Origin of the sequence: Sulfurospirillum halorespirans DSM 13726, assembly GCF_001723605.1 — a bacterium.
In the GTDB taxonomy this organism is placed as follows: domain Bacteria; phylum Campylobacterota; class Campylobacteria; order Campylobacterales; family Sulfurospirillaceae; genus Sulfurospirillum; species Sulfurospirillum halorespirans.
Map to the genome: position 1 here is coordinate 1091081 of NZ_CP017111.1, position 26357 is coordinate 1117437.

Annotated in this window: 26 protein-coding genes; 19 read left to right on the forward strand and 7 right to left on the reverse strand. The window is 42.3% G+C overall.

Going from position 1 to position 26357, the window contains the following annotated elements:
- Positions 1–95: 95 nt before the first annotated feature.
- Positions 96–1457, reverse strand: a complete 1362-nt coding sequence (locus SHALO_RS05325) for a hypothetical protein (RefSeq protein WP_069477683.1) — start codon at positions 1455–1457, stop codon at positions 96–98.
- A gap of 203 nt (positions 1458–1660) precedes the next feature.
- On the opposite strand from SHALO_RS05325, the gene SHALO_RS05330 reads away from it, so the two are divergent.
- From SHALO_RS05330 to SHALO_RS05345, 4 genes are all read left to right on the forward strand, one after another.
- Positions 1661–2182 (forward strand): hypothetical protein, encoded by a 522-nt coding sequence (locus SHALO_RS05330; RefSeq protein WP_069477684.1) that lies wholly within the window; start codon positions 1661–1663, stop codon positions 2180–2182.
- Between the two features lie 185 nt (positions 2183–2367).
- Positions 2368–3078 carry a threonine/serine exporter family protein gene (locus SHALO_RS05335; protein ID WP_238585292.1) on the forward strand — a complete coding sequence of 237 codons (711 nt, stop codon included), beginning with the start codon at positions 2368–2370 and terminating at the stop codon, positions 3076–3078.
- Entirely contained in the window at positions 3078–3545 is a 468-nt protein-coding gene (locus SHALO_RS05340; RefSeq protein WP_238585293.1) for a threonine/serine exporter family protein, read from the forward strand. Before SHALO_RS05335 ends, SHALO_RS05340 begins: the two co-directional genes overlap by 1 nt.
- Before the next feature lie 123 nt (positions 3546–3668).
- The gene (locus SHALO_RS05345) at positions 3669–4127 is read left to right on the forward strand and encodes a bacteriohemerythrin (protein WP_069477687.1); all 459 of its coding nucleotides are present in this window, start codon (positions 3669–3671) and stop codon (positions 4125–4127) included.
- Between the two features lie 63 nt (positions 4128–4190).
- Here the strand turns inward: SHALO_RS05345 and SHALO_RS05350 are convergent, their stop codons facing one another.
- Both SHALO_RS05350 and SHALO_RS05355 read right to left on the reverse strand, forming a co-directional pair.
- The gene (locus SHALO_RS05350; RefSeq protein WP_069477688.1) at positions 4191–6176 is read right to left on the reverse strand and encodes a heavy metal translocating P-type ATPase; all 1986 of its coding nucleotides are present in this window, start codon (positions 6174–6176) and stop codon (positions 4191–4193) included.
- The gene (locus SHALO_RS05355) at positions 6163–6540 is read right to left on the reverse strand and encodes an ArsR/SmtB family transcription factor (RefSeq protein ID WP_069477689.1); all 378 of its coding nucleotides are present in this window, start codon (positions 6538–6540) and stop codon (positions 6163–6165) included. The genes SHALO_RS05350 and SHALO_RS05355 overlap by 14 nt, the downstream gene beginning before the upstream one ends.
- A gap of 238 nt (positions 6541–6778) precedes the next feature.
- Here SHALO_RS05355 and SHALO_RS05360 point away from each other — a divergent pair, with 238 nt between their 5' ends.
- The 7 genes from SHALO_RS05360 (at position 6779) to SHALO_RS05390 (ending at position 13806) form a co-directional block, all read left to right on the forward strand.
- On the forward strand, positions 6779–7120 hold the full coding sequence (locus tag SHALO_RS05360; RefSeq protein WP_069477690.1) for a hypothetical protein: 342 nt from the start codon (positions 6779–6781) through the stop codon (positions 7118–7120).
- A gap of 8 nt (positions 7121–7128) precedes the next feature.
- On the forward strand, positions 7129–8595 hold the full coding sequence (locus tag SHALO_RS05365) for an SNIPE associated domain-containing protein (RefSeq protein ID WP_069477691.1): 1467 nt from the start codon (positions 7129–7131) through the stop codon (positions 8593–8595).
- 454 nt (positions 8596–9049) lie between these two features.
- On the forward strand, positions 9050–10312 hold the full coding sequence (locus SHALO_RS05370) for a serine hydroxymethyltransferase (protein ID WP_069477692.1): 1263 nt from the start codon (positions 9050–9052) through the stop codon (positions 10310–10312).
- 27 nt (positions 10313–10339) lie between these two features.
- Positions 10340–11620: a GNAT family N-acetyltransferase gene (locus SHALO_RS15205; protein ID WP_084010746.1), complete on the forward strand. Its 1281-nt coding sequence runs from the start codon at positions 10340–10342 to the stop codon at positions 11618–11620.
- 92 nt (positions 11621–11712) lie between these two features.
- On the forward strand, positions 11713–12582 hold the full coding sequence (locus SHALO_RS05380) for a helix-turn-helix domain-containing protein (RefSeq protein WP_069477693.1): 870 nt from the start codon (positions 11713–11715) through the stop codon (positions 12580–12582).
- A gap of 68 nt (positions 12583–12650) precedes the next feature.
- The gene (locus SHALO_RS05385) at positions 12651–13037 is read left to right on the forward strand and encodes a carboxymuconolactone decarboxylase family protein (protein ID WP_069477694.1); all 387 of its coding nucleotides are present in this window, start codon (positions 12651–12653) and stop codon (positions 13035–13037) included.
- Complete coding sequence (locus tag SHALO_RS05390) at positions 13027–13806, forward strand: SBBP repeat-containing protein (protein ID WP_069477695.1); 780 nt, start codon at positions 13027–13029, stop codon at positions 13804–13806. The genes SHALO_RS05385 and SHALO_RS05390 overlap by 11 nt, the downstream gene beginning before the upstream one ends.
- Positions 13807–13824: 18 nt before the next feature.
- On the opposite strand, the gene SHALO_RS15625 is transcribed toward SHALO_RS05390, so the two are convergent.
- The gene (locus tag SHALO_RS15625) at positions 13825–15639 is read right to left on the reverse strand and encodes a methyl-accepting chemotaxis protein (protein WP_069477696.1); all 1815 of its coding nucleotides are present in this window, start codon (positions 15637–15639) and stop codon (positions 13825–13827) included.
- Between the two features lie 152 nt (positions 15640–15791).
- Here SHALO_RS15625 and SHALO_RS05400 point away from each other — a divergent pair, with 152 nt between their 5' ends.
- The 3 genes from SHALO_RS05400 to SHALO_RS05410 all read left to right on the forward strand — a co-directional run bounded on the left by SHALO_RS05400 (position 15792) and on the right by SHALO_RS05410 (position 19395).
- The gene (locus tag SHALO_RS05400; RefSeq protein ID WP_069477697.1) at positions 15792–17672 is read left to right on the forward strand and encodes a methyl-accepting chemotaxis protein; all 1881 of its coding nucleotides are present in this window, start codon (positions 15792–15794) and stop codon (positions 17670–17672) included.
- A 101-nt stretch (positions 17673–17773) separates the two neighbouring features.
- The gene (gene thiE, locus SHALO_RS05405; RefSeq protein WP_069477698.1) at positions 17774–18400 is read left to right on the forward strand and encodes a thiamine phosphate synthase; all 627 of its coding nucleotides are present in this window, start codon (positions 17774–17776) and stop codon (positions 18398–18400) included.
- 8 nt (positions 18401–18408) lie between these two features.
- Positions 18409–19395, forward strand: a complete 987-nt coding sequence (locus tag SHALO_RS05410) for an acyltransferase family protein (protein WP_069477699.1) — start codon at positions 18409–18411, stop codon at positions 19393–19395.
- A gap of 56 nt (positions 19396–19451) precedes the next feature.
- Here the strand turns inward: SHALO_RS05410 and SHALO_RS05415 are convergent, their stop codons facing one another.
- Both SHALO_RS05415 and trhA read right to left on the reverse strand, forming a co-directional pair.
- The gene (locus SHALO_RS05415) at positions 19452–19964 is read right to left on the reverse strand and encodes a ferritin-like domain-containing protein (RefSeq protein ID WP_069477700.1); all 513 of its coding nucleotides are present in this window, start codon (positions 19962–19964) and stop codon (positions 19452–19454) included.
- Between the two features lie 88 nt (positions 19965–20052).
- Complete coding sequence (gene trhA, locus SHALO_RS05420) at positions 20053–20709, reverse strand: PAQR family membrane homeostasis protein TrhA (protein WP_238585294.1); 657 nt, start codon at positions 20707–20709, stop codon at positions 20053–20055.
- 80 nt (positions 20710–20789) lie between these two features.
- On the opposite strand from trhA, the gene SHALO_RS05425 reads away from it, so the two are divergent.
- From SHALO_RS05425 to SHALO_RS05445, 5 genes are all read left to right on the forward strand, one after another.
- Positions 20790–21782: a hypothetical protein gene (locus SHALO_RS05425; RefSeq protein WP_069477702.1), complete on the forward strand. Its 993-nt coding sequence runs from the start codon at positions 20790–20792 to the stop codon at positions 21780–21782.
- A 54-nt stretch (positions 21783–21836) separates the two neighbouring features.
- On the forward strand, positions 21837–22463 hold the full coding sequence (locus SHALO_RS05430; RefSeq protein WP_025344188.1) for a LysE family translocator: 627 nt from the start codon (positions 21837–21839) through the stop codon (positions 22461–22463).
- A 171-nt stretch (positions 22464–22634) separates the two neighbouring features.
- Positions 22635–23378, forward strand: coding sequence for a (Fe-S)-binding protein (locus SHALO_RS05435; RefSeq protein ID WP_025344189.1), 744 nt, complete (start codon positions 22635–22637; stop codon positions 23376–23378).
- The gene (locus tag SHALO_RS05440; RefSeq protein WP_069477703.1) at positions 23375–24748 is read left to right on the forward strand and encodes a lactate utilization protein B; all 1374 of its coding nucleotides are present in this window, start codon (positions 23375–23377) and stop codon (positions 24746–24748) included. Before SHALO_RS05435 ends, SHALO_RS05440 begins: the two co-directional genes overlap by 4 nt.
- The gene (locus tag SHALO_RS05445) at positions 24745–25335 is read left to right on the forward strand and encodes a LutC/YkgG family protein (RefSeq protein WP_069477704.1); all 591 of its coding nucleotides are present in this window, start codon (positions 24745–24747) and stop codon (positions 25333–25335) included. The genes SHALO_RS05440 and SHALO_RS05445 overlap by 4 nt, the downstream gene beginning before the upstream one ends.
- 111 nt (positions 25336–25446) lie before the next feature.
- On the opposite strand, the gene SHALO_RS05450 is transcribed toward SHALO_RS05445, so the two are convergent.
- Positions 25447–26352, reverse strand: a complete 906-nt coding sequence (locus SHALO_RS05450) for a DMT family transporter (RefSeq protein ID WP_069477705.1) — start codon at positions 26350–26352, stop codon at positions 25447–25449.
- Positions 26353–26357: the final 5 nt, after the last annotated feature.

A 26357-nucleotide genomic window follows, 5' to 3' on the forward strand; every position in this document is an offset into this window, starting at 1 on the left:
GCAGTTTAGCACAAAATTAAGCATAGGAAGAGGATAAAAGCGTAATTTTTTGATTATTTTTTAAACACCAACAAAAGTGTGACAAAAGTTTAATCTTACCCCTGCCAAAGATAGGCAAAAACCAGCCCTTCAACCAGAAAGAGACTGCAAAAAAGTAGGTTCCATTTCAAAGAGACTTCCAACGGTGTTACATGTAAAAATTTGGCGGTCATCAGTGACATGCCCGCAAACGGTGAGATGATAAAGGAGATAGCCGCCGATAGAAGCAAAATAAGCGCGATAGAAACGGAGGAGAGTGGAAGTGAAACGGAGAGTAAAATCTTGCCAAACATCACTGCTAGCACCAAAGGATGGATGCCGCATAAAGCGATAAAGATAAATAAAAGAGGAATGACAAGGATGGAGAAAATGCCAAGGTGATTGACGCTCTCTTGCAAAAGAGGTTGAATGTAGCTCAAAATACCACTATGATCGACCGCACCTGCAAACAGCCCCACCGCAATGAAAAAAACTGAAAAATCGGTCGCTTGCATAATGCCACTCTCCCCGTAGTTTTTCAACACCGTTTTGAATTCTGGTTTTTTTCGGTAATAAGCGATCCAAATCGTTGAGACGATGAGTCCTGCGAGTAAAATTCGCCCTGTTCCTGTTGCAATCGAAAACCTTTCCAAAAATCCTATACCCACAATAAGGCTGATAATCACAAGGATAATATGCGCGGTCTGTTTGGGTGCGTTTTTAGCGATACTTGAAGAGGTAGACAGCATCTCAGACATCGTAACGATGGGTTTGTTCAGGCGTGTAAAGTGCTCTAAGGCATACGACGTCAACATCCCTATGAGACTCAAAAGAAGACCCGGCACAAACAGCTGTGACCACGAAACATGGGTCACTTGCATCACCAAAAGAATGATAATCGCCCCCGGCGCCCAAAAGAGGGCAAGGGTGTACCCTCGCATAATGGCGGTTGCAAAAAAGCGCTGGTACTGCGAGACGCTGTTTTTGAGCGCTTTGTTAAAGAGTGAAACCATCACAGGAACCGTTCCAAAGAGCAAAAAACTCGCAAAAAGATTGGTCACAATCATGGCAAAAAGGTAGAGCGAACTCTCTTTTTTAAAGAGCTTTTTGAGCCAATACTCAACGGTATCGCTGTAATGCCCAACTTCGATCGGAATGGAGAAAAGCTGCATCACCACGATGATCGCGATGATGTTGGTCATGGAAGTGAGTGATTGCATCCCAATGGAAAAGGGAAGTTTATAGTAGATAAGTATGAGCGTACCCAACGTAAAAAAGAACAGAGTGATGGTGCGAAAACCACTCTTTTGTATAAAAAGACCCACACCAAACAAAAGCGCTGTAAAAAACGTTAAAAGCTCCAAACTCACGGGCATAAAAAGCTGCGTTACATGTAAAAGTGTAATGACCAAAAGCGCCATTTTACAGATGTTGTTCATCTAAATTCCAAAATTAAAGTGTGCTATTGTAGCGAAAGGAAGGTTAGAAATATAAAAAGGTTTGGAAGGTAACTCTTTACATGTAAAGAGTTTTAGATGGAATTTAGCTAATATTTTATATTTGAAATAGGTGTTCTAGCGGGGAAAAGTTAAAAATTTAGCCCTATATCCTATAGAAAATAATCAAAAACTAAAGAGTTAAAATGTTAAGTTATGTAGGAGCAAATCCATTTGAGTTATTTGAAAATTTGAATGATGATGTAGTAAAAAGCTTACAAATGTTAGAAGATGATAAAGAAAGTCAATTTTTAAGACGATGCTTTGTAAAGAGTGCTTTTTCTTATATTGAATCTATTCCGTATTATTTAAAATATCATTTAAGAAGAAAATTGCATAAAGTATCCTATGAATTAAATGAAAAAGAAAGAACATTATTATATGAGGATAACGATTATAAAATAACTCTCCTAGATAATTTTAAACAAACATTTAAATTAGCAAAAAAAATGTTGAATAAAGAAAAATTTGATTTAAAGACTTCAGGAAAAGAATTTAAATTATTAAGGGAATCAATTTATGTTAGAGACAGAATAACTCATCCAAAAAGATTTAGAGATATTCAAATATCTGATAAAGAAATATACTATATATTAACATCCGTCAACTATATTGAACAAATTTTTTTAGATTTTCTAAGTTATAAAAATATAAATTTAAGTGATTAGAATTAAATTCTTAACCTTTACATGTAAAGCCAAAAAATGAAGTAATTGCATCAAAAAATAGTCTATACATTTTAATTTCAACCTATTTTAACTATGATTCTACCCATAGAACGCAAAAAGGATTTCCCACGATCTCGAAGGAAGAACAAACCAGAATCACCACTGTTGTTGTCAGAGTTGCGGCGATGCTTCTTGAGTACGGTGCTGAGAGCCGTTTGATAGAGCAACTTTCCTCTCGTTTGGGCATTGCGCTTGGGTGTACGTCCATTGAGATTTCGCTGATTCCCTCTGCTATTGTTTTGACCACACTCATTGGCGACTCTTCGGTTACGACGACGAGACGCGCACATGAACAGCCGATCAATATGTCCATTGTGCATCAAATTGTCGCTATTTGCATTGCGGCGGAGCAAAATCCTCGTAACATTATGATGGTTGAGCGCTCCCTTGCCAACATCCACGCCAATCCTTATCCTGCATGGTTGATTGTGCCCATTATCGGGCTTTCATGTGCGGCGTTTAGCCATTTACAAGGGGCGGACTGGCCGGGATTTTGGATCACATTTTTGGCGGCATCGGTGGGCATGATGGTGCGAAGAGAACTCTCCTCTCGCAAGTACTCTTTACTGATCGTGTTTGCCTTTACCGCGTTTGTCTGCACCCTGATCGGCAGTCTTGCTTTTTACCATGATCTTAGCAGCACGGGGCGCATTGTGCTCTCCTCCAGTGTCTTACTCCTTGTCCCAGGATTTCCTTATATCAACTCCATGCTGGACGCATTTAAGGGCTACATCAGTATGGGTTGGGGGCGCTGGACGCAAGCGACGCTTTTGACACTGATGTCTTCCCTTGGTATTATGCTCGCCATGGGGCTTTTGGACATAAAAGGATGGTAATGATGGAATGGGTGAGTCTTTTATTGGACGCTTTGTGGGCGGCGATTCCTGCTGTGGGATTTGGAATGATTTTCAATGTCCCGCGCTCTGCGCTGCCATTGTGTGCTTTGGGAGGTGCGCTGACGTATGGTCTTCGAGAAGTCTTGTTGCACCACCATTTTTCCATCGAACTCTCAACGTTTATCGCCGCGACAGCCATTGGCATTATCGGTGTATTTTGGTCACGCCGTTATGTGATGCCCAGACCCGTTTACACGGTTCCCTCCATCATTCCGATGATCCCTGGAACGTACGCATATGAGATGATGATAAGCCTTGTGAGCATGAACACGGATGGCGTCACCGATGCGCTGCTTTCAAGTTTCATCGAAAATGGACTGCACGCAGTCAGCATTTTATTTGCGATTGCCTTTGGTTTGGTGTTGCCTTCGATGTATTATACTAAGCGTAAGCAGCCGATTATTTAGGGGTTTGGTGTTTACATGTAAAAGCTAAAAAACGAGATAAACGCAGTCTATTCTGTCACGATAAATCCCCCTTTTTTGCCTCTGTGTTTATGTTATAATTTACAAAACTTCAAAGGAATGGCAATGTCGTATTGGAAATGGGAGCCTGCTTTTTCGGTAGGAATCGCTGTGATTGACGATCAGCATAAACGCATCATTGCATATATTAATGAACTCGGTACGATTTCAATCTATCACGATAAAGAAAAGGTGCGTACGGTGCTTTTAGCATTGATGGATTATACGGTGTCTCATCTTGCCTTTGAAGAGCGTTTGATGGAAGAAGCGGGGTATCCTAAACTGGAAGCCCATAAGCAGATTCATCTCTCTTTTATTGAGCGCATTCATTTCTTTCAAGAACGCTATGAGAACGGTGAAGATATTTCAAAACAGCTGATGACGGAACTTCAAATGTGGCTTATCAATCATATTCAAAACGACGATACAGACTATAAAGAGGTCGTTCAAGCGATGCTTCACAAAAAAGAAGGTCAAATGAACGATGGATGGCTCACAACGTTGATCGATAAATTTTTTAAATAACCACACGTTTAATGTTTACATGTAAGAAAAAACGCTCCTCGTTTTGAAGAGCGTTTTGTGTGTTTATTTATGCGTTAAAACACGAGTAGCGTTGAGGACAGCAATGAGTGCAACGCCCACATCGCCAAAGACGGCTTCCCACATCGTGGCAATTCCCATCGCTCCCATGATCAAAATAATCCCTTTAACACCCAGTGCAAAGATGATATTTTGCCAGACGATGGCGTGGGTTTTATGGGCGATTTTAAGCGCGGTGGCGACTTTACTGATCTCGTCGGTCATGATGACAATGTCAGCCGCTTCAATCGCCGCGTCTGAGCCAACCCCGCCCATCGCGATGCCGATGTCTGCGCGTGCGAGTACGGGTGCATCGTTGATGCCATCTCCCACAAAGACGGTTTTGCCTTTGCCACTTTTGCGCGCCATGATCTCTTCAAGCTTTTCGACTTTTTGATGCGGTAAAAGTTCCGCCTCAACGTGGGTGATGCCTAGCTCAAGAGCGACCTTTTCAGCGGTTGCTTTAGTGTCCCCTGTGAGCATCACGATGTCTTTGATACCCAGCGCATGGAGTGCTAAAATGGCTTGTTTGCTATCCACTTTTGGTGTATCGGCGATGATGAGGTAGCCTGCTAAGACGCCCTCCACCACGACATAAACGACGGTGTCGGGCGTGTCGAGTCGCTCATGAGTGATGGTATGCTCAAGGAGGAGTTTATCGTTGCCTGCCAGAACGGTTTTGCCTTCAATGGTCGCTTTGACACCATAGCCTGCAAGCTCTTCATAGTTGCTCACAACCGCTTCCAACGGCTCTATGTACGCGCGTTTGATGGAGAGTGCGATGGGATGGCTTGAGTGCATCTCAGCTAGTGCGGCAAGGCGCAAGACATCCACTTCACTGTAACCGTGTAGCGCGGTGATAGATGTCACACTGAAAAATCCTTTGGTAAGCGTACCTGTCTTGTCCAAAACAACCGTATCAACACTATTAAGCGCTTCAAGGAAGTTGCCACCTTTGACCAAAATGCCGTTTTTAGACGCACCACCGATGCCTCCAAAAAAGCTCAGCGGAATGGAAACGACCAGTGCGCACGGGCATGAGACAACAAGGAAAACTAAGGATCGTCTAAACCAGTCGCTTAAAAGCGCGTCTTGCATCAAAAGCGGTGGCACAAATGCGAGTAGGGCGGCGGAGATGACGACAATGGGCGTATAGTATTTGGCAAATGTGGTGATAAATTGCTCTGTTTTGGCTTTTTTAGCGCCTGCATTTTGCACAAGGTCTAAGATTTTCGAGACGGTAGATTCAGAAAAAAGTTTAGTCGTTTCGATGATAATCACACCCGTTTTATTGATGGTTCCAGAGAGCACATCGTGTCCTACCGCAACCTCTTTTGGCAACGATTCGCCCGTAAGTGCAGAAGTATCGAGTGTTGAGCGTCCTTCGATGATGATGCCATCCAATGGGATTTTCTCCCCCGGTCTGACGATAATGCGACTGCCCAGTGTAACATCACTTGGGTTTACTTTTTGCTCGCCAATTTCACTTTGCAGGTTCGCAAAATCGGGTCGGATGTCCATCAGTTTCGTGATGGATTTGCGAGAGCGATCTACGGCTAAGTCTTGGAAAAATTCACCGATGCGGAAGAAAAGCATTACCGCAACGCCCTCAGGATACTCGCCGATGCTAAACGCTCCGACGGTGGCAAGTCCCATCAAAAAGTTTTCATCGAAAACATGCCCTTTGAAAAGGTTGGTGACCGCCATGTAGAGAATTTCTCCACCGACGAGGAAAAAGCTGATCAGATAGGTCCAAAACATGAGAGGATTGCTCTCATCCATCACAATAGCGGAGACGAAGAGCACCGCGCCGATGCAAAAGGTGAAGAAATGCCACGATTTGAACATCTCCATCGCGCTAGAATCGCCTAAACCGTGATGGTGTTCATGTTCGTGGTGCGCGTGGGCATCTGGCACAATGGGTTGGCATCTACTGCAACAACTTCCCGTTGTCGCGTCGCATGTTTGGGGTGCGGTCTCATGAAATTGCATACTCAAATCCTCGTGGTTCTAAAATGTGTTCTAAGCCTTGGTTAAAAATAGTTTTAATGTGTTCGTCATCGAGTGAATAAAAGACGACTTTTCCCTCTTTGCGATGCTTGACAAGCCTCGCTTGACGCAAAACACGAAGCTGGTGAGAGATGGCGGATTGGGTCATGTGTAGGAGTTCTGCGATGTCGCAAACACACATCTCTGCTTCAAAAAGCGCTGAGATGATCTTCACGCGCGTCGTGTCGCCAAAGACTTTAAAGAGTTCGGCAAGGTCGTAAAGCTTCTCCTCTTGAGGCATCTTTTTTCTGACCATTTCGATGACATTTTCATGCACAATGTCGCAACTGCAAAATTCATCGCTCATCGGTTCCTCCTCTAAAATGATGTACAAATGCTCATATGAACAATTGCTCATATATTAAAACAACTCAAATTAGAGAAAGCTTAAAATGATAGGCAAACTCAAAAAGTTTTTACATGTAAAGAAAAGGGGAGAGGGCACAAGCTAAAATAAAAGCCCCTAATTTCTTTTTTAACCTAATATATGTTATGTTTTTACTTAAATTAAATAATAATTTAGATTGATAAATAAAGAGGCTTATATGGCTAGAGGATTTCTTGGTACTATTATCAAAGTATCTAAAGCAATAGATGCAGCTAATAAAAGAGCTGCAAGAGAAGCACAAAAACGACATAATCAAGCATTACGAATACAAAAAGCTACTGAAAGAGAGTATTTTTCTGAACTTAAAAAGCAACAACAAGAGAACGACAGACGATTTAAAGAAGAGCAACTATTAGAAAAAAAACTTAGTAAAGCTGAAGAAGTACGCCGAAAAGAACAATTCAATAATCATATACAAAAATCAAAAGAAAATTATAATAATAGATGCGATACCCGCCAATCACTTCGTGAATCCTACATTAGAAAAATACTCAAATAAGGTTTTCAATGACACCAGAATTATTTATATTCCTAGCAGTAGTTATTTTTGGACTCTATCTTATGTATACAAGACACAAAGAGCGTTTAGAGAGAACAAAGAACAATGTTAATTCTTTAGATGAGCTCAGAGATCAAATAAAGATTGCAAAAGATGACTTCAACAATTTAAAAGCTTCAATACAACAAAAAAGAGATGAAAAACTGGACATAGAAAATATTTTATTATCTATTGAAGGGAAAATAAAGATTGCTAAGGAAGAGTTCGATGCTTTAGATTCTAAAACAAAAGAGCTTCAAAAAATACAAAAAGAAGCAGATAAAACAGTTGCTTTACTTGAAAAAGCAAAATTTGAAATTCCAGAAAAACAGCTTCAAATAGATGAGTTATCTAGCGAATTGCATGATCTTCAAAGTAAATTAGATTTGTATTCAAGAGTGGATGAGTTCGTAGAATTTGGACATTTTAAGATGCCTGCTTATTTATACGAAACATCATATCGATTTGCAGAAGAGATAAAAATTGTGAGAGATCAACAGAAAAAAATACTTGATAATGGTGATGCTATTACATGCCCAGCAAAAAATATTGTTACAACTTATAGTAGTCTAAGTGATAGCATACTCAAAAATGCTTCTAAACTCATGCTACGCATCTTTAATATAGAGTGTGATTTTCTTATTGGAAATGTAACTCCTGCAAGTTATACTAGAACACTTGAACGTATAGAAAAATTAGCGAATGATATTGAAAGGCTATCGTTGACTTTAGAATGTGGTTTCAATATAAATTATATAAAACTAAAATTTGATGAATGTACTTTGCAATATCAATATAAACTCAAAAAACAAGAAGAGCAAGAAGAACAAAAAGCCATTAAAGAGCAAATGAGAGAAGAGCAAAAAGCAATACAAGAATATGAAAGAGCTATAAGAGACGCGGAAAAAGAAGAAAAACTTTATGAGAATTTATTAGAAAAAGCTAAATTAGAATTGGCAAAAGCTTCAGAAAGTGAAAAAGCCATTATGAGTGCAAGAGTTGCTCAGCTAGAGGCAGATTTAGCAGAAGCACTTGCAAAAAGTGAACGTGCAAAAAGCATGGCAGAACAAACTAGAAAAGGTTATATCTACGTGATAAGCAATATTGGCTCTTTTGGAGAAGATGTTTACAAAATAGGTATGACTAGACGGCTAGATCCAATGGATCGTGTCAGAGAACTTGGTGATGCTTCTGTACCGTTTCCATTTGATGTTCATGCTATGATATATTATGAAGATGCGCCAAAATTAGAAAATCAACTGCACAAAGAGTTTAATAATAACCGTGTAAATGCTGTAAATTTACGCAAAGAGTTTTTTAGAGTAGAGCTTGATAAAGTAAGAAATACAGTAGAAAAATTAACTAATAATGAAGCTGATTTTAAAATGACAGTTTTGGCTGAACAATATAATGAAACATTGAGACTGCTTAGCTAAGAAGAGATAATTTACTTCAAAGAAGTCTTTAGAAGGTAGTAAAGTAGTAAAAGTGACGAGGCTACTTTACTGAAATTTAGAAATAAATCTTTTACATGTAAAGACAAAGTAGCCTAGTTCTCCACTTTTTCTCTCAGGTATTGACTCTATTATTAAGCCCTAAAATAGGGCTTAATTGAATTACGCTAGAAAACAAGGGGCAGAGCTAAATTTTTAACTTTTACATGTAAAAAATTTAAATAAACTTTTGCACAAAATTGACTGTAAATAGCCTGCTACATTATTCCTAAAAAGTTTTACATGTAAAGAAAAAAGAAGAAAAAAGTTGAAAGATTTGCCTCTTTTGCAAGGAGAATCCAAAAATTGCTCCAATGAAACTAAGTTGGCAATTTTTGGATTGAGTGAAAGGATATTTATGGCTAAACTGTCTTCAATTAACCATAAAGGAGATCAGATGAGTTTTATCAACAATGATCGTTTAGCCACAGCCGATGATGCTGTTTTTAGGATTCTTCACAATGAGTTTGAGAGGCAAGCCACGCATCTTGAGATGATCGCGAGTGAGAATTTTACCTCGCGTGCGGTTATGGAAGCAACGGGAAGCATTTTTACCAATAAATATGCCGAGGGTTATCCACAAAAGCGGTATTACAACGGTTGTGAATGTGCCGATGAGATCGAGCAACTTGCCATTGACAGGCTCTGTGAGATTTTTGGATGCACCTATGCCAATGTTCAACCTCACTCGGGTAGCCAAGCCAATGGTGCGGTGTATGCGGCACTTTTGAATGCAAACGATAAATTATTGGGTATGGATTTACAGCAAGGCGGTCACTTAACGCACGGTGCGAAAGTGAGTTTTTCGGGTAAAAATTATCAATCGTTTAGCTATGGCGTGGATGCAAATGGTTATATTGATTATGCCAAGGTTCTGGAGATTGCGAAGATCGTTAAACCTAAGATGATCGTCTGCGGTGCTTCGGCGTATGCGCGTGAGCTTGATTTTGCTAAGTTTCGAGAGATTGCGGACGCGGTGGGTGCGATCTTATTTGCCGACATCGCGCACATTGCAGGACTTGTTGCCGCGGGTGAGCATAGGAGCCCGTTTCCTTACGCGCATGTGGTGACGTCTACGACGCATAAAACATTGCGTGGTCCTAGAGGCGGTGTTATTATGACAAACGATGAAGCACTGGTAAAGAAGATCAATTCTGCCGTTTTCCCTGCATTGCAAGGCGGTCCATTGTTACATGTAATTGCTGCAAAAGCAGTGGCATTTGGTGAAGTTTTAAAGCCAGAGTGGAAAGAGTATGCGAAACAAGTCAAACGTAATGCCAGCGTTTTGGGCGAGGTTATGCTTGAGAGAGGCTTTGATTTGGTCAGTGGTGGAACCGATAACCATCTGATTTTGGTATCATTACTGAACAAAGATTATTCTGGCGAAGAGGCGAGCACCGCTTTGGAAAATGCAGGTATAACCGTGAATAAAAACAGTGTTCCAGGCGATACCAGAAGTGCGAAATTAACCTCAGGTATTCGCATTGGTTCTGCTGCATTAACGACACTGGGTATGAAAGAAAAAGAGTTTGAGTTGATCGCGCATCGTATTTGTGATGTTTTGAAAAATATTCACGATTTAGCGTTACATGTAAAGATAAAAAAAGAGCTAGTGGTACTTTTGCAAAACTTCCAAGTGTACAAAAGTGCGACGTATTAAATGAAAAAATGACGAAGGAGGGGTGAAATGAGAGAGATGGAAGTGTTGCATACCAATTATCAGCTGATTGAAAAAGCGATCAAGTACATTGATGCACATTTTAAAGAACAGCCCTCCATTGATGTGATTGCCAGCAGTATCGGCATGAGCAAATACCATTTTATCAGGGTCTTTAAAGAGTATGTGGGCGTGACACCCAAACAGTTTTTGCACTCGGTGACGCTCAATTACGCCAAAGAGCATATTAAAGAGTCCAAGTCTATTTTAGATAGTACACTGGACATTGGGCTCTCGAGTGTCAGCAGGCTGCATGAACTCTTTGTCAATTTGATCGGTGTGACACCCAAAGAATGGCGCGAAAAGGGCAGGGATGTCATCATCACGTATGGTTTTGGCATCACGCCGTTTGGTGAAGCACTGATCGCTTACACCGATAAAGGCATCTGCTATTTAGGGTTTATTGACCAAAATAAAGAAGCGATTTTTACACGGTTTAAGGAGCTTTGGGAAAATGCCAATCTGATCCATGATGATCTCAAAGCGCAGACCTATTTGGAAAATATTTTCATCAACAATCAAAAATACAATCTTTTGGTCAAAGGCACCAACCTTCAGATCAATGTCTGGAAAGCACTTCTCAATCTTCCCAATGGAGCCGTGACGACGTACCAAGACATTGCCAATTTCATTGAACAGCCTAAAGCCGTACGAGCCGTTGCCAGTGCCATCGGGAAAAATCACATCGGCTATCTCATTCCGTGTCACCGTGTCATTGCCAAAAGTGGTGCGATGAGTGGGTACAGTTGGGGCATTGAGCGTAAAAAAATCCTGATTGCGTATGAATCCGCTTACAAAGAAAATGTCACGCAGTTTAGAACAGCCAGAGCAGAAGATATATCCGATATATGCGAACTCCATCACCAGTTTTTCCCCCACGAACAGGAGTCTCTATCAAAGGATCAAACTCAAAGGAATACACTGCTGAAGATCATTCAAGATGCAACTGTGGGCGATGTATTCGTTGCATTGTACGAAAATAAAATCATAGGGATGGCAAGTGTTTTCTATACACTCTCGATGGCATGTGGAGGAAAAATGGCGATCGTGGAAGAGGTGATGGTGGATGAACGGTACCACGAGGGTGACATCGAATCCTCTTTTGTGAACCATATTCTTTCTTTGTGCAAAGAAAAAGGATGTCAAAAAATCACCTTGCTTGCAGATAAAAACAACCTGCACTCGCACATCGTGTACGAAAAAATGGGATTTAAAAAATCCACGATTACGCCGTTTCATAAGGACGGGTAACTTCACAGAACACAGGGTTTCTTAAACGTTTTCATACCTACTAAGCCGTAAAATAAGATAAAATTTTACAAAGTATGGACAATGAGAATCACATGATGACGACACTAACCTTACCCAATTATCTTCTTCATAACCCCACATTGTATGAATGTATTTTCGATCACACGTTTATTACCTCCAAATCGGTTCTGTACAAGCAAGGAAAATTATCTGTGCGTATTGGTATGCACATGGTTATTTTACTGTTAGAGGGGCAAAAAATCGTGCATTTACCCAAGGGTGATCTTTTGGTGGATGCCAGTGAAATTATTTATACGGCGCAAGGGAATTATTTTATGACAGAGATTGTTGGTGCCCAGAACCGCTATCAATCTATTTTAATATGTTTTGATGACCAATTTGTTTTGAATTTTATTCAAAAGTATGCTATTTCTTTTGATAAAAAAGAGAGGAGTAACCCCATTGCTATCGTGAAAAAAAGTCCTTTCTTACACTCCTGTGTCGAGACCATTAATGCTTTTTATACGGAGAAACGCGACAACACGCTCTCTCTTATAAAGCTAAAGACGGAAGAGCTTTTTTTGTATTCACTTTGGGCGGATCAAAAAGGTTTTTTAGCCTTTTTAAAATGTATCGTTGAGACAGAATCTTCACGCATCAAATACATTCTCGAATCTAACACCGATGTGATTCAGACTCCTAAAGATATGGGTGATCTTACGCGTCTTAATGAGCGGTTGCTTCGAAAAGAGATGGCAAGGCTGTATCACATGACGCCAAAAAAATGGCTGGATCATGTCAGGCTACAAAAAGCTCAACTACTTCTAAAAAATACAGACGATTCTATCTCACAGATCGCAACAACCTGTGGATACGCAAATGTATCGTGGTTTATTACACAATTTAAAAAACACTATAACGCAACTCCTTTTTTATACCGTCAAGAAAACTTGCATCAATAGCCTTTTTTCTTGTACCTTTCTTTTTTTTCAAGCGTTAAAATGATGCTATTGAATTAAAGGAGATTGTTATGAAATCAGAGCGTTATACCAAAGGTTGGGAAAAACTAAAAGAGGTTGATGGGGAAGCTGGCGAAAAAGTGATAGAGGCACTTAAAGATGTCGCTCCTGATTTGGCGCGTTATACCATAGAGTATCCTTTTGGGGATATTTATTCACGCGAAGGTTTGAGTCTTAGAGATAGAGAAATAGCCACTATCGCCGCTTTGATCGCACTTGGTAATGCCAGTTCTCAGTTAAAAGTGCATATTAAAGCAGGACTCAATGTAGGACTGAGCCAAAAAGAGATTACCGAGATTATTATTCAGATGTCAGTCTATGCGGGTTTTCCTGCGGCGTTGAATGGAGCCTTTGCTGCAAAAGAGGTCTTTGCAGGGGATCAAAAAGATGAAAAATAAAAAAATCATCTTAGCCTCAATGCTCGCTTGCAACGTCTTATGGGCAGAGAGCGACATACTCAAAGTATTTGATGGCGTGAGTACTCCTGTGGGTATGGCGTTTAATCACAACAATGAACTGATCGTTGCCGAATGGTCTGCTAGTAGGGTTAGCGTGTTTGGCAAAGAGGGTCATAAAAGAGTGTTGAGTGATCAAATCAAGAGCCCATCAGGAATCGCAGTGGACAAGGAGGATAACGTGTATGTTGCGTCGTATTCGACCGATACACTCTACAAAATAGAACCCAATGGAAACGTATCGATTATTGCGGATGAATTAGCCACGCCAGCAGGGGTCAGTATCGATCAAAATGGCAATATCATGGTTGCGAGCAAGGCGTCAAACGCCATTATCTTCATCGATCAAAAAGGCACTAAAAGCAACCTTTTTAAAGATTTGCAGACACCTGTGGGAATCGTAGCATTAGAGCATGGTTATGCCATATCCAATATCAACGGTGATGTCTCACTGTATGACAAAGAAAAACGAAAAACGGGTTCATATAAAGGGTTTAAAAGCCCTGCTGTTGGGATCGTGGGAAGTCAAGAGGGTAATGTCTATGCCGTGGATTATGGTGGAAATGACGTGGTCGAGATACAAAAAAATGGTAACGCTAGGGTGCTCGCAAGCTCCCTAAGCTCACCCGTAGGTGTTGCTATCAATCCCCAAGGCGAACTCTTTATCGGCACATGGGGAGATAGCGCGATTTATAAACTAACGATTAAGTAGGGCTTTACATGTAAAGCGTTACGCGGCGAGTTTTAACCGCTCTTTTTTCTCTTCCAGTTCGATAGTTACGCTCTCTTGGTGCAAAAACTTGGAGAGGAGTTTGGTGAGGGTATGTGAAATCCCAAACAGCTCTTCGGCAACACTGGCGACGGCTTGTCCATTGCCACGGTTGGTTACGCTGAGTGCCAAAGTCTCTTGCATTTGTGCTATCAGGGTGTTGACGTTGTTGGACACGGTGTGTGAGAGACTGACGGCTTTGTTGGCAACGCTGAGAGAATGGGTGATCTCTTGTTGCGTGTCGGTTGCAATTTTCCCGAGTGACGCCATGCGCACACTGGTGTCTTCCATCAAACTTGCCACATGGTTGAGCCGTTTGGTGTTGCTACCTACGCCTCCAATGATCTGCTTGACGATCCCATCGATGCTTCCTAAACTCTCTTGGGTTCTCTCCGCCAATTTTCGTACTTCATCCGCAACCACGGCAAAACCGAGCCCATGCTCACCCGCACGTGCCGCTTCAATGGCAGCATTGAGGGCTAAAAGGTTGGTTTGGTCTGCGATCTCATCGATGAGGTTAAAGACATTTTTCATCTCATCCACGCGTTTGGTCAGCTCTATCATTTGTTGATTGACCGCATGTTGCTCTTTTTTGCTCTCTTGCACATCGTTGTGAAGGGCTTCAAGGTCTTGCATAAAATGACCCATAACGCCCATATTTTGCTTGAGCACATCTCTGGTTTGCACGCTCACTCCTTCGGATTCACTGAGCGTTTGTTTCAGTGAAGAGATAGGCTTTTGCATCGTTTCGATGTTGCTCTCTTGCGCATGAATCGTTCCTAAAAGGGTTTGTGAGGTTGTTTGCAAGCTTTGCGCGGAGTGATGAGCATCGTTTGAAATGGTCGCTATGCGTGAAATCGTCTGTGCAACGTTGGTAAAGACGGTGTCAATGGTACGCGTGATGCCATCGAGCTCATCTTTGGTATTTTCACCGACTTTTTTGAGTTTATGACGAAAATCGATATGATGCGGGGCGAAAATTACCTTTTGTAAAAAGGCATAAATCTGCACCGTTTCAAGCACCACCAAGCGAATCATCAACGATAAAAAGAGCAACGTCGCTATAAAAAGCAGCGAAGCGACACAGAGATAAAACGTGTTGTTTTCGTTGGATTGATGCAAGGAGGTAAGCACGAGATGATTGTGCTCTAGTGTGTTTGAATCGCGCGTCAGATTGGTATTGAGATGGGTCAGATTGGTATTGACCTTTGCCATGGTTGTTTCAGTTTTTTGGTTAAACGCTAACGCCTCTTCGATAATTTTTCCTGTAATATCTTCGATCACCAACGCGATGTCTCGCACACCATCTTCACTCGGTTCTCTGCGCATGCGCTCTGCTAAAATGGTAAATTGCCCAGCATAAGGGGCGATGAACGGGTGTTTCCCCGCACTGCTGTTTTGCCACGCGATAAGATCATCCAAAAGTCGTTCGAGTTTTCGTTGTTGGGAAGGTTTGAAATTAAGCGTGGTGAGTTCATTGCGAATATTCCGCAAATTGGCAAGATCGCTGTACCAAATGCCCACTTCTTTGGCTTGATGTTCTAAGGAACTAAACTCTGTGATGGTGCGCGAATTGGCATTCGTTGTCTCTTGAAGGTTGCTTTTGAGGATTTCGCTCTGTTCTATCTGCGCATGAAAAAAGTCTTGATTTTGAAAATAACCAACACCATAAAGGATGCCCATAATCACAAAGGCAACAAACAGTGTCAAAAATCCTAGATAAAAACGATGCGCAATGCTCAGTTGTTTGATAAGGGTACTTACAAATTGCGGCATAAAAGGCTCCACTATAAAAAATTTAGTATGAAGTGTACGATAAGTTGATTGCAAAAGGATTACTAAAGTTTTGGATAAAAAACATGCAAACATTGTAATGATCTTGGAATATTTTAAGCGTATAATGTCACACAGCTTTTTAAGGGGGAATTATGTCATTTAAAGGAAAAATCATCGGAACACTCTGCGTTTTGATGTTTTTAAGTCTCAGTATTTTTAGCTTTATCAGCTATTTTGATACGAAAAAAAACAGCGTTATTCAAACGGAAAATAGTTTAAAAATGGCATCACGTGCGCTGAGCGATTATATTGATGTTTGGCTTACTGGTAAAAAAAGTGGCATCGAAAGCAGTGCGAGGTATCTTACCAACGTTCAGTCCATGGAAAAACCAGAGATCATCGCTATTTTGCAAGAGACTACCAAAACACTCGGAGGGTTTGATACCACCGTTGGGCTGGAAGATGGCAGTGCGATCACCGGCACAGGAACGCCGTTGTCGGCTGGGTATGATCCTCGTGTAAGAGGCTGGTATAAAACCATCAAAGCTTCAGGAAAAGTCGGTGTCACCGATGCTTACATCGATGCAACAACTAATAAATTGATCGTTTCGATTATGGCTCCGATCATGAAAGAGGGCAAATTTTTAGGCGGTGTGATTTTAGATATTGCGCTGGATACACTCACTAAAGCGACCGCCGATGTCAATTTTAATGGCGGCTATGGGATGCTTTTTGATACTGCAGGCATTGTGATCGCTCACCCCAATAAAGAGATGTACGGAAAAGAGCTTTCAAACTTTTTACCTGAACTGACCAATCAAATCAAAGGCAAAAGCGATGGTTTGGTCGAGTATCAGTTCAATAATGAGAGTAAAATTTTTGCGTTTAAAGTTTCCAAAGAGAGCGGCTGGACCCCTGGCATCACCTTCGATAAAGAGGTTGCGTATGCCTTTTTAAAGACCCAAATGAGCGAGTTGTTTTTGGCGGGTATCGTCATGCTTATTATCTCCATTAGCATCATGATCTTCCTCATTAAAGCCTTGTTAAAACCACTTGATAATCTCAACCGTGTTGTCAAAGAGCTTTCCAGTAATGAGGGCGATCTTAGACACCGTCTTGCAACAACCTCCAATGATGAGTTTGCGCAAGTCTCGGGCAATATCAACAAATTCATCGAGAAACTGCATGAGATTGTTAAAAGTTCCAAAATCATCAGCAATGAAAATGCGTCGATCTCCGAAGAGCTTTCACGCACCGCTTCTGAGGTTGTCCGCAATGTGGACAGTGAGTCTCGCATCATGAACACGACCAAAGAAGAGGGAATCGCCTTAGTAAAAAGTCTTGAAACCTCAGTGGTCAAAGCCAAAGGCTCCCAAGAAGCACTGAGTCGTACACAACATGACATCGTCGAAGTCAAAAGCAAAGTTGAACAACTGGAATCCACGATGCAAGCAACCGCGATTAAAGAGCAGAGTTTAGCCCAAAGACTTGATAATGTCAGTCACAATGCTAATGAAGTCAAAGATGTGCTCGGCGTCATTCGTGATATCGCCGATCAAACGAACCTTTTAGCACTTAATGCGGCGATAGAAGCAGCGCGTGCGGGAGAGCACGGACGTGGTTTTGCTGTCGTTGCCGATGAAGTACGAAAACTAGCCGAACGTACCCAAAAAGGATTGGTTGAGATCGATGCGACGATCAATGTCGTCGTACAATCCATCATGGATGCCAATAATGACATCACGCAAAATGTCCAAGAGGTGCAAGCCTTAGCATCCATTACGGCGGATCTTCAAAAGGGGATGAACAATGTGGCGAACATCATTCATTCCACGATTGATGAAAGTCATTACACCGTAAGTGATTTCATCGATACTTCGACTAAAATTAAAAAAATCGTAGATGCGATTGAGCAAATTGATGGTATTTCTAAAGAGAACGTTGGAAGCATCGACAATGTCTCTCAGGCAAGTGAGCATTTGCATGTCATGACGGAAAATCTCAACAACGAACTGGGAAAATTTAAGTCCTAACCGCACGTTTTTCCCTAAATTGCCCATGCTGCGTTACATTGCGTGGGCAATTTAAGCTTTGAGTCTGTAAAATCTTTGTTAAAAAAAAACAGAGAGTATTCATGCTAAACAAAGAACTCCTCAAAGGACTCTATGTCCTCACCGACGCAACCCTAACGCCAGATGAAATCATGCTTGAACAAGTAGAACGTGTTTTAAAAAGCGGTGTTCGCGTTATCCAGTACCGCGACAAATATACGAGCAGTGAAGAGGCTGAGAAGCAGTGTATCAGACTTCAAGCCTTGTGCGATGTGTATGAAGCCATTTTTATCATCGATGATCGCTTGGATATTGCGTATCGCATCCATGCCGATGGTTTACATGTAGGCGAAGATGATGTGAGTTATGAAGAGGCGCGCGCCCTACTAGGGGATGATAAAATCATCGGCGTATCCTGTTATGGCGACATCGAACGCGCGAAAAAATACGCAAATCTAGGAGCCGACTATGTCGCGTTTGGCTCCTTTTTTCCTTCTCCAACCAAACCCCATGCCAAAATCGTAGACCCTGAAATTTTAAAACAAGCTAAAGAGCAACTCAGTGTGCCTATTTGTGCCATCGGGGGCATTACGGAAGAAACTATAGAGCTGCTTTCATGCTACGACATTGCGATGTACTCGCTTATTAGTGCGGTGTATAAAGACGATGCAATCGAGGAAAATTTAGAAAGATTACACGCTAAAATTTAGGAGCGGGCATGGTTTTAGAAAAGTTTGATGTCTCCATCACCAATGCGAGTAAAGGAATGGCGCTGATGCTGATTTTGTGGCATCATCTTTTCTATGAAAAGCCTGAAATGGGCTTTATTGTCTTTCAAACAGCGCTTCTTGCCAAAGTTTGTGTGGGCATTTATGTGGTGCTTAGCGGGTATGGTTTGGCAGAGTCGGTTAAGAAAAAAGGGCTGGAACTTGGCGTTTTTTACAAGCGACGTTTGCTAAAACTGTACATGAATTATTGGTTGATCGCACTTATTTTTGTGCCGATTGGCGTATGGTTTATGGAGCGATCGCTTTCAAGTGTGTATGGCGAGCATGTTTTTCAAGGCTTTATGCTTCAAATGCTAGGCATCCATATGTTCACGTGGGTCGGTTATGGTTATAACGCGACATGGTGGTTTATGAGCCTGATCATCGTGCTGTACGCTATTTTCCCCTTGGTGAATCTCTTAACGAAAAAATACCATCTTTGGTTTTTAGCCTTTTGTGCGTGGCTTCTCTTTTTTCCGATTCCCTTGGTCAATGACTGGATCTTCCCCTTTGCCGTGGGCGTGTACCTTTCGCAAAAAGATGGCTTTATCAAACTGCTCATTTGGCTCGATAAGCAAGGCAAAGCACGCTTTATCACGCTTACGATTTTAACCGTGTGCGTGGCGTGGTACAGGCAAAATGGCTGGCTTTTTGACAGTGTCCGTGCCGATACGTTTTTTGCGATTTTACTGATTCTTTGGACAACGGAACTGGTTGTTTTTTCACCCTTGGCAAAAAAAGCGTTTGAGTTTGTGGGCGTGCATTCGTTTAATATCTTCTTATTTCACACGTTCATTTATTACTATTATTTTCCTGATTTTATCTACAGTTTTCACTATCCTGTGATGATTTTTGCAATACTTTTGGGGGGTTGTTTGGTGGTCTCCGTAGGAATCGAGAGCTTTAAGAAGAAAATTGGATTTGATAAATTGATCTAAAAATAGCTTCCAAACCCACTTGTTTTACGGGTTTGGAAACTTTACATGTAAAGCGTCTAAATCAGTGCTGATTTTTGCACAAACTTTTCACTTAAGTGGTTGAACTCAGCGCTCTCCACCCATGTTTCGGGTGCGCTTACATACTCGACGATATTTTCCAAAAGCACATAATGGGCATGCTCTTCTTCGGCAATGCGTAAAAATGCCTTTTTTTGTTCACCATCTTCAATCATCAACGCTTTTTCAGTGTAGAATTTGTAACTGCTCTCTTCAGAGCGCAAAGCATTTTTGTAGAGATTGACGTGATCTTCGGTAAAACAGGGTACTTGATTTGATTTTTGCATCTTTTCAAAGATGTTTTTGGTGTATTTAAACAGATCGACACTGGGAACCGTTGGAATGGCTCTGTTTTGGTTCATATGTTCAAAAATATGGTAGTGTTTGACCTCTTCTTCAGCGAGCATCGTCCATATAGACTTTAAGCCTGCATCATCGGTTTTCGTCGCGAGCTCTCGGTAGTAGCGCTCACCATCTTTCTCAGCTTTCATTGCATATTCATAAACGTTCATCGTACACCCCTTTTGTGATAGTTTGATAAAGTAAATCTCTACCCATTTTATAAGAAATCTATGATAAAAGTCTGATAAAGAATCAAGCTTAATTCATTATCAGTAATAAAACCATAAAAAAGTGAAAACTAGAACCACCCAAGACGAAAAAATGCCAAATAGCGTGGTTAAGATAGAGCTTTCTCCAGACATAAAAAATAACACCAACGGTGTACGTAACGCCACCTGCGATGAGGAGTGCAAGTGTCAGGGTATCTAGATTGACGATCAGTGTTTTGAACACACCTACCACCATCCATCCCATTAAAATATACAAGATGACGGCAGGGCGATGAAAACGGTGGGGGAAAAAAAGATTGAGGCTGACCCCAATGGCTGCAATCGCCCAAGCAATGCCAAAAAGCACCCATCCCGTAACGCCTTGAATGCCTAGCAAGCTAATCGGTGTGTAGGTTCCTGCAATGAGAATGTAAATGGCACAATGGTCAATTTGTTGTAAAATAGATTTTGTTTTAGGTGCGCAAATAGCGTGGTAAAGGGTAGAGGCTCCATACATAAAAATCAAAGAGAGTCCAAAAACAACAGCACTCGCGATCTTCGCACCATCACCACTTTGCCCTGCAAAAACGCACAAAATGCTCAGTGCACTTACACTCAGTAAGAGCCCAAGTCCATGGATGCTACTGTGCCAAATCTCTTCACTTAAAGAGTAGTCGTGTGATGTTTCGATGGTATCTCCTTTCAAAATTTTTTACAAGAGATAGATTTTATTATACTGCGATTTTGCCGATTTAGGTCTTATACGCTATTTGGGGGCAAAAAGCTATGTACATCGAATCATCATCACTCACATTACAGTCAAATCATGAGGAGCTGGAAAACAGTACAGCTTATAGGCGCACAACCGACACAGACGTGCAGACACTCACGCGTATCAGCGAAGCAGAAACGCTCAAACTTCAAGCAACAGGAAGTGTCACGACACAAGAAGGTGATGTGCTGGATATTACCTTGCAGAGTGCTTTGGCGCGTTATGATCGTTATGAGACATTTACATCCCAGTCTATTGCTTCTTTGATGGATCCTTTGGTGATCAATCTGAGTGGCGGACTCGCCGACGTCGACGCATCGAAAAACTTTTTGTTTGATCTAAACAGCGATGGCTCAGCAGATGAAATGTCGCTGCTGGGGCAAAATAACGGGTTTTTAGCGCTCGATAAAAACGAAAATGGCATCATTGATGATGGCAGTGAACTCTTTGGCACGCAAAGTGGCGATGGGTTTGCGGATTTAGCGCAGTACGATGATGATGGCAATGGTTGGATTGATGAGAACGATAGCATTTTTTCCAAGCTGAAAATTTGGCAAAAAAGTGCCTTGGAAGACAACCTGATCTCCCTAAGCCAAGCCCAAGTGGGAGCGCTTTTGCTGGAGAGTGTGGACTCTTCGTTTAGCTACAAAAAGGGTGCCGATACCAATGCGCTGCTTCAAGAAAGCAGTGTCGTCCTCTTTGAAAATGGCAGAGCAGGGTGGGTGTCGCATGTGGATTTTGCGATCACTTCGACGCAAGAAGAAAGTGCTCAAACAAGCACTCCAAGTCTCTCCGCCAGTACGAGTAGCGTTTTAAGTGCATCGCTTGGGAAAATAAAACAATCTTCCTCCACGGAAGATCTTAACGAAAGTCTGCTCTCTTCGCTTAAAAGTAAACTCAAAGCTTTAAACAGTAAGCTTGGGAAGACACATGATTCAAGTGAAAAAAGTGGCATTATCATGCAAATCCTCAAAATCTCCATGCAAATTGCGCAACTGGGTGGTTAACCTAAAGCTTTAGGCGGTACAATTTTACATCTTTACATGTAAAAGGAGATTGCGATGCTTGAGCTTCAAACCATTGTAATGTTTGTAACCGCTTCAACGCTTTTGGCACTTGCCCCCGGACCTGACATCCTCTTTGTTTTAACCCAATCCATGAGTAAGGGAAGTCGCTCTGGCATCGTCATAGCCTTAGGACTTTGCAGTGGGCTTATTTTTCATACAACCGCCGTTGCTTTGGGTGTTGCGGTCATTTTTCAAACCTCGGCTTTAGCCTTTAGTCTTCTCAAATTCGTGGGAGCTGCGTATCTTTTGTACCTTGCATTTATGGCATTTAAAGACGCCAGTAAGAGTAAACTGGAATCTTCCAAAAGCCGCCTCAGTCTCATTTCACTTTACAAACGTGGCATTTTGATGAACATCACCAACCCAAAAGTGTCCATCTTTTTTCTAGCGTTTTTACCCCAATTCACCAACCCTGAAGTGGGCAATGTCACAGGACAAATTTTCACATTGGGAGCTTTGTTTATGCTCTGTGCTTTTGTCGTTTTTACGCTGATTTCGCTTCTAGCAGGACGTGTGGGCGCATGGTTTTCAAAAACCAAAAACGGCGAGAAAATCCTTAACCGCGTTTCTGGGACCATCTTTGCAGCGTTGGCTGTTAAATTAGCCTTTACATCCAAATAGGGCTTACACGATGAAAAAAAGTCAACTCTTAGCCGTCATTCTTGCGCTCTTTGCAGGAGTGTTACTTATTGAAATCATTTTACAAAATATGCTAGGCTCGTAAAAAATATCATACGTTTGTGTGACATAGTTGTTACGATATAATGAAAAATTTAGAATAATGGAGCATCAATGAAAATAGGTCTATTTATCCCCTGTTTTATGAACGAGTTATACCCTGAAGCCTCCATGGCAACACTCAAAGTGCTAGAGAATTTGGGGTTAGATGTGGAGTATCCGCTGGAACAAACCTGTTGCGGACAAGCCCAAGCTAACACGGGTTGTGCGAAAGAGACCGCCGTTTTAGCAGAGCGCTTCTTAAAAATCTTCAAAGACTATGACTACATCGTAGCCCCTAGTGGAAGCTGTGTGAGCATGGTGCGTCATAACTATGCCCAGTTTTTAGAAGGACGTGAAGGGTTTGAGCGTATGCGTTCACATACTTATGAACTCATCGAGTTTTTGCATGATGTGATCAAACCAACTTCGATGAATGCGACGTTTGCACACAAAGTGGGCATTCACAACAGCTGTCATGCGCACAGAGAACTGGGCTTAGCGAGCATGAGTGAAAAAAATGTACCCGAATTTTCCAAAATCAAAAATTTGCTCGACAAAGTAGGCGGCATCAGTTACTCAGAACTCACCCGCAAAGATGAGTGCTGTGGTTTTGGTGGAACCTTTGCCGTTTCAGAAGAGGCGATGAGCGTAGCGATGGGACGCGCACGACTGCAAGATCATCTCGATGCTGGCAGTGAGTACATCACTGCTGTGGATATGTCCTGTTTGATGCACATGCAAGGCGTGATTGACCGTGAAAAGATGCCCCTTAAAACGATTTATATCGCCCAAATTTTAGCAGGAGACCTCCAATGAGCCACAACCATTCAGAACTTGCCGATAAATTTGCAAGCAACGTAGAGCGTATGAAATGGCACGACAAAGCATTGTGGTTTGTCCGTGTTAAACGCGACACACAAGCCAAAAGTTTAGACGAATGGGAAGAGCTTCGCAACACCGCCGATAAGATCAAATCGCACACGCTCTCTCATTTGGATGAATATCTTGAACAGTTTGAAAAAAATGCTTTGGCACGAGGCATTCGTGTGCATTGGGCGAAAGATGCGAAAGAGCACAACGAGATCGTTTTAGATTTACTCCGTTCTCACAACGCCAAAATGATCGTGAAAAGCAAATCCATGCTCACCGAAGAGTGTCATCTGAATCCTTACTTGGAAGAACACGGCATTGAAGTGGTTGATACCGACCTTGGGGAACGCATCGTACAACTTCGCCAAGAGCCACCTTCACACATCGTTCTTCCTGCGATTCACCTCAAAAAAGAGGACGTTGGAACAACCTTTGAGAAGTTTTTAAACACCCAAAAAGGCAATGCCGATCCAACCTACCTCACACGTGCCGCACGGGCGCATTTGCGTGAAAAATTTGTGAGTGCGGACGCGGCAATGACCGGTGTGAACTTCGCCATCGCTGAAACAGGTGGCATCGTGGTCTGTACCAATGAGGGCAATGCCGATTTGGGTGCTAGTTTGCCAAAGCTTCATATCGCGTGTATGGGCATTGAGAAAATCATCCCTCGCCTCAAAGATCTCAGCATCTTTACGCGCCTTTTGGCACGAAGTGCAACAGGTCAACCTGTGACAACCTACACATCACATTACCATGGTGCCGTGGAAGGTGGCGAGATGCACGTGGTTATCGTGGACAATGGCAGGAGCAAAATCCTTGCCGATAAACGTTACGTCAAATCGCTTCAGTGTATTCGTTGTGGGGCGTGTTTGAACACCTGCCCGATTTACCGCAGAAGCGGTGGGTACAGTTACGGTTACGTCATCCCAGGACCCATTGGTTCAACGCTGGCACCGAGTCGAGATCTGAAAAAATACTACAGCTTGCCATTTGCCTGCTCGCTCTGTTTTTCATGCTCAAATATCTGTCCTGTCAAAGTAGACTTGGCAGAACAGCTCTACTTAAAACGCCAAGACGTGGTGGATGCTGGGTATCTAAGCCCAATAAAACTGAATGCACTGAAAATGGCAACATGGTTGATGTGCCGTCCAAAATTGATGGATTTTGCAGGATTGATGGCACGCAAAATGGTTCCCATTTTGCCTCGCGTACTGCTGTATTCAAAATTCAACCTCTGGGGAAAAAATAGAGAGTTACCGCCATTCCCTAAAAACAGTTTTAAAGAACTTTACAAAGCAAAAAAGGGTATCAAATGAGTTCACGCGAAGCCATTTTAAAAGCAATCAAAGAGGCAAAACCTCATAACAGCGAAAGTGCACTGCCTGAGGTGAATATTCTTCATACGACCTATGAGGATTTGGATACGAAGTTTGCCACAACGCTCGCAGGTGTGGGTGGAAATGCCATTCATTTGGACTCTTTAACAGCAGTTGATAGCTACATTAAAGAGCATTATAAAGAAGCAACGGTCATTGTCTCAACCGTGGAAGGTTTACATGTAAACACGAAAGAGCTAGGTGCAACGGACGATCCGCATACGCTTAAAGATGTGGATTTGGCGATCATCAAAGGCGAATTTGCCGTGGCTGAAAACGGCGCCGTGTGGATCAAAGAGGCAGATGCAAGGCACCGAGCTCTTTATTTTATCACTCAAAAATTGATGATTATCGTCCCAAAAGGCGAAATTGTCCACAGCATGCACGAAGCGTATACGAGGGTGCATTTTGGTGATAAAGACGTCTTTGGTCTTTTCATCAGTGGCCCATCCAAAACCGCTGACATCGAGCAGTCTTTGGTCATCGGAGCGCATGGTGCGACTGAGGCGTGCGTGGTGTTTATTTAATTTTGATACGCTTAAGGGCAAAGCCCCCAGAGTTACGCTAGGCGCTGTGCTGCTGAAGCTTGCCCCTTTGGGGCAGAATGTGTATCGGTATTTGGGCTTTACATGTAAAGCCTAAAGCAATCTCTCTTTGGCTCTAAAACGTGGCAGTTGCGAGACGATAATGCCTCCAAAAATGACAAAGCTTGCCATCATCTCTGTTTGGCTGAGTACTTCACCTAAGAAAATGTAGGCAAGTAGAACCGTGAAAACGGGGATGAGATTGACAAAGACGGAGGCGCGTGAGGCTTCGATGCGACTGAGTGCGAGGTTGAACATGCCGTATCCTCCCAGCGTCACGATGACGCCCAAATAACACAACCATCCGAGCGCTTCCCATGAGAGATTGATCGGCACACCCCATGATTCCCAAACGGCTAATGGAAAGAAGAAGAGCGTTCCGACAAACGCTTGAACAGCGGTCAGGAAGAGGGCGGAGAATCGTTGGCTGAGGTAACGCACCGAGATGGCGTACCATGTTCCGCAGACCATCGCGCAAAATTCTAAGAAATTTCCTAAAAGGGGATTGCTCGCGTGTTCACTGCTTTGTGCGCCAAGGCTCAGCCAAACAGCTCCTGCTACGGCTAAAATGGAGCCTACGACGATGCGTTTGCTCAGGTACTCTTTGAGCACAAAACTTGCCGCGATTGCTGTCATGAGTGGCATCATAGAGGTGATCATGCCTGCTTGGGAGGCGGTGGTGAGTTGCAAGGCTTTGGCTTCAAAAATGAAGTAGAGACAAGGTTCAAAAAACGTCAAGAGTAAGATGTACTTCACATCTCTTTTTGTAAATTCAAGTTTGGAAAATTGCTTGATAAAATAGACAAAACAGAGGCTCGCAATTACCATACGACCGAACATTGCGCTCATGGGTCCAAGGATGCCAAGGACGGCTTTGAGGGCAATAAAAGAGCTTGCCCAGGTGAGCATAGCGATAAGTAAAAATACAATGCCTATCAAATCGATGCGTTCTTGCTTCATTCCGT

Bases quoted from the DNA above. Each gene is read 5' to 3' on its own strand.
- SHALO_RS05325 (WP_069477683.1), bottom strand. From the start codon at position 1,457: ATGAACAACATCTGTAAAATGGCGCTTTTGGTCATTACACTTTTACAT.
- SHALO_RS05330 (WP_069477684.1), top strand. From the start codon at position 1,661: ATGTTAAGTTATGTAGGAGCAAATCCATTTGAGTTATTTGAAAATTTG.
- SHALO_RS05335 (WP_238585292.1), top strand. From the start codon at position 2,368: ATGCTTCTTGAGTACGGTGCTGAGAGCCGTTTGATAGAGCAACTTTCC.
- SHALO_RS05340 (WP_238585293.1), top strand. From the start codon at position 3,078: ATGATGGAATGGGTGAGTCTTTTATTGGACGCTTTGTGGGCGGCGATT.
- SHALO_RS05345 (WP_069477687.1), top strand. From the start codon at position 3,669: ATGTCGTATTGGAAATGGGAGCCTGCTTTTTCGGTAGGAATCGCTGTG.
- SHALO_RS05350 (WP_069477688.1), bottom strand. From the start codon at position 6,176: ATGCAATTTCATGAGACCGCACCCCAAACATGCGACGCGACAACGGGA.
- SHALO_RS05355 (WP_069477689.1), bottom strand. From the start codon at position 6,540: ATGAGCGATGAATTTTGCAGTTGCGACATTGTGCATGAAAATGTCATC.
- SHALO_RS05360 (WP_069477690.1), top strand. From the start codon at position 6,779: ATGGCTAGAGGATTTCTTGGTACTATTATCAAAGTATCTAAAGCAATA.
- SHALO_RS05365 (WP_069477691.1), top strand. From the start codon at position 7,129: ATGACACCAGAATTATTTATATTCCTAGCAGTAGTTATTTTTGGACTC.
- SHALO_RS05370 (WP_069477692.1), top strand. From the start codon at position 9,050: ATGAGTTTTATCAACAATGATCGTTTAGCCACAGCCGATGATGCTGTT.
- SHALO_RS15205 (WP_084010746.1), top strand. From the start codon at position 10,340: ATGAGAGAGATGGAAGTGTTGCATACCAATTATCAGCTGATTGAAAAA.
- SHALO_RS05380 (WP_069477693.1), top strand. From the start codon at position 11,713: ATGATGACGACACTAACCTTACCCAATTATCTTCTTCATAACCCCACA.
- SHALO_RS05385 (WP_069477694.1), top strand. From the start codon at position 12,651: ATGAAATCAGAGCGTTATACCAAAGGTTGGGAAAAACTAAAAGAGGTT.
- SHALO_RS05390 (WP_069477695.1), top strand. From the start codon at position 13,027: ATGAAAAATAAAAAAATCATCTTAGCCTCAATGCTCGCTTGCAACGTC.
- SHALO_RS15625 (WP_069477696.1), bottom strand. From the start codon at position 15,639: ATGCCGCAATTTGTAAGTACCCTTATCAAACAACTGAGCATTGCGCAT.
- SHALO_RS05400 (WP_069477697.1), top strand. From the start codon at position 15,792: ATGTCATTTAAAGGAAAAATCATCGGAACACTCTGCGTTTTGATGTTT.
- thiE (WP_069477698.1), top strand. From the start codon at position 17,774: ATGCTAAACAAAGAACTCCTCAAAGGACTCTATGTCCTCACCGACGCA.
- SHALO_RS05410 (WP_069477699.1), top strand. From the start codon at position 18,409: ATGGTTTTAGAAAAGTTTGATGTCTCCATCACCAATGCGAGTAAAGGA.
- SHALO_RS05415 (WP_069477700.1), bottom strand. From the start codon at position 19,964: ATGAACGTTTATGAATATGCAATGAAAGCTGAGAAAGATGGTGAGCGC.
- SHALO_RS05425 (WP_069477702.1), top strand. From the start codon at position 20,790: ATGTACATCGAATCATCATCACTCACATTACAGTCAAATCATGAGGAG.
- SHALO_RS05430 (WP_025344188.1), top strand. From the start codon at position 21,837: ATGCTTGAGCTTCAAACCATTGTAATGTTTGTAACCGCTTCAACGCTT.
- SHALO_RS05435 (WP_025344189.1), top strand. From the start codon at position 22,635: ATGAAAATAGGTCTATTTATCCCCTGTTTTATGAACGAGTTATACCCT.
- SHALO_RS05440 (WP_069477703.1), top strand. From the start codon at position 23,375: ATGAGCCACAACCATTCAGAACTTGCCGATAAATTTGCAAGCAACGTA.
- SHALO_RS05445 (WP_069477704.1), top strand. From the start codon at position 24,745: ATGAGTTCACGCGAAGCCATTTTAAAAGCAATCAAAGAGGCAAAACCT.
- SHALO_RS05450 (WP_069477705.1), bottom strand. From the start codon at position 26,352: ATGAAGCAAGAACGCATCGATTTGATAGGCATTGTATTTTTACTTATC.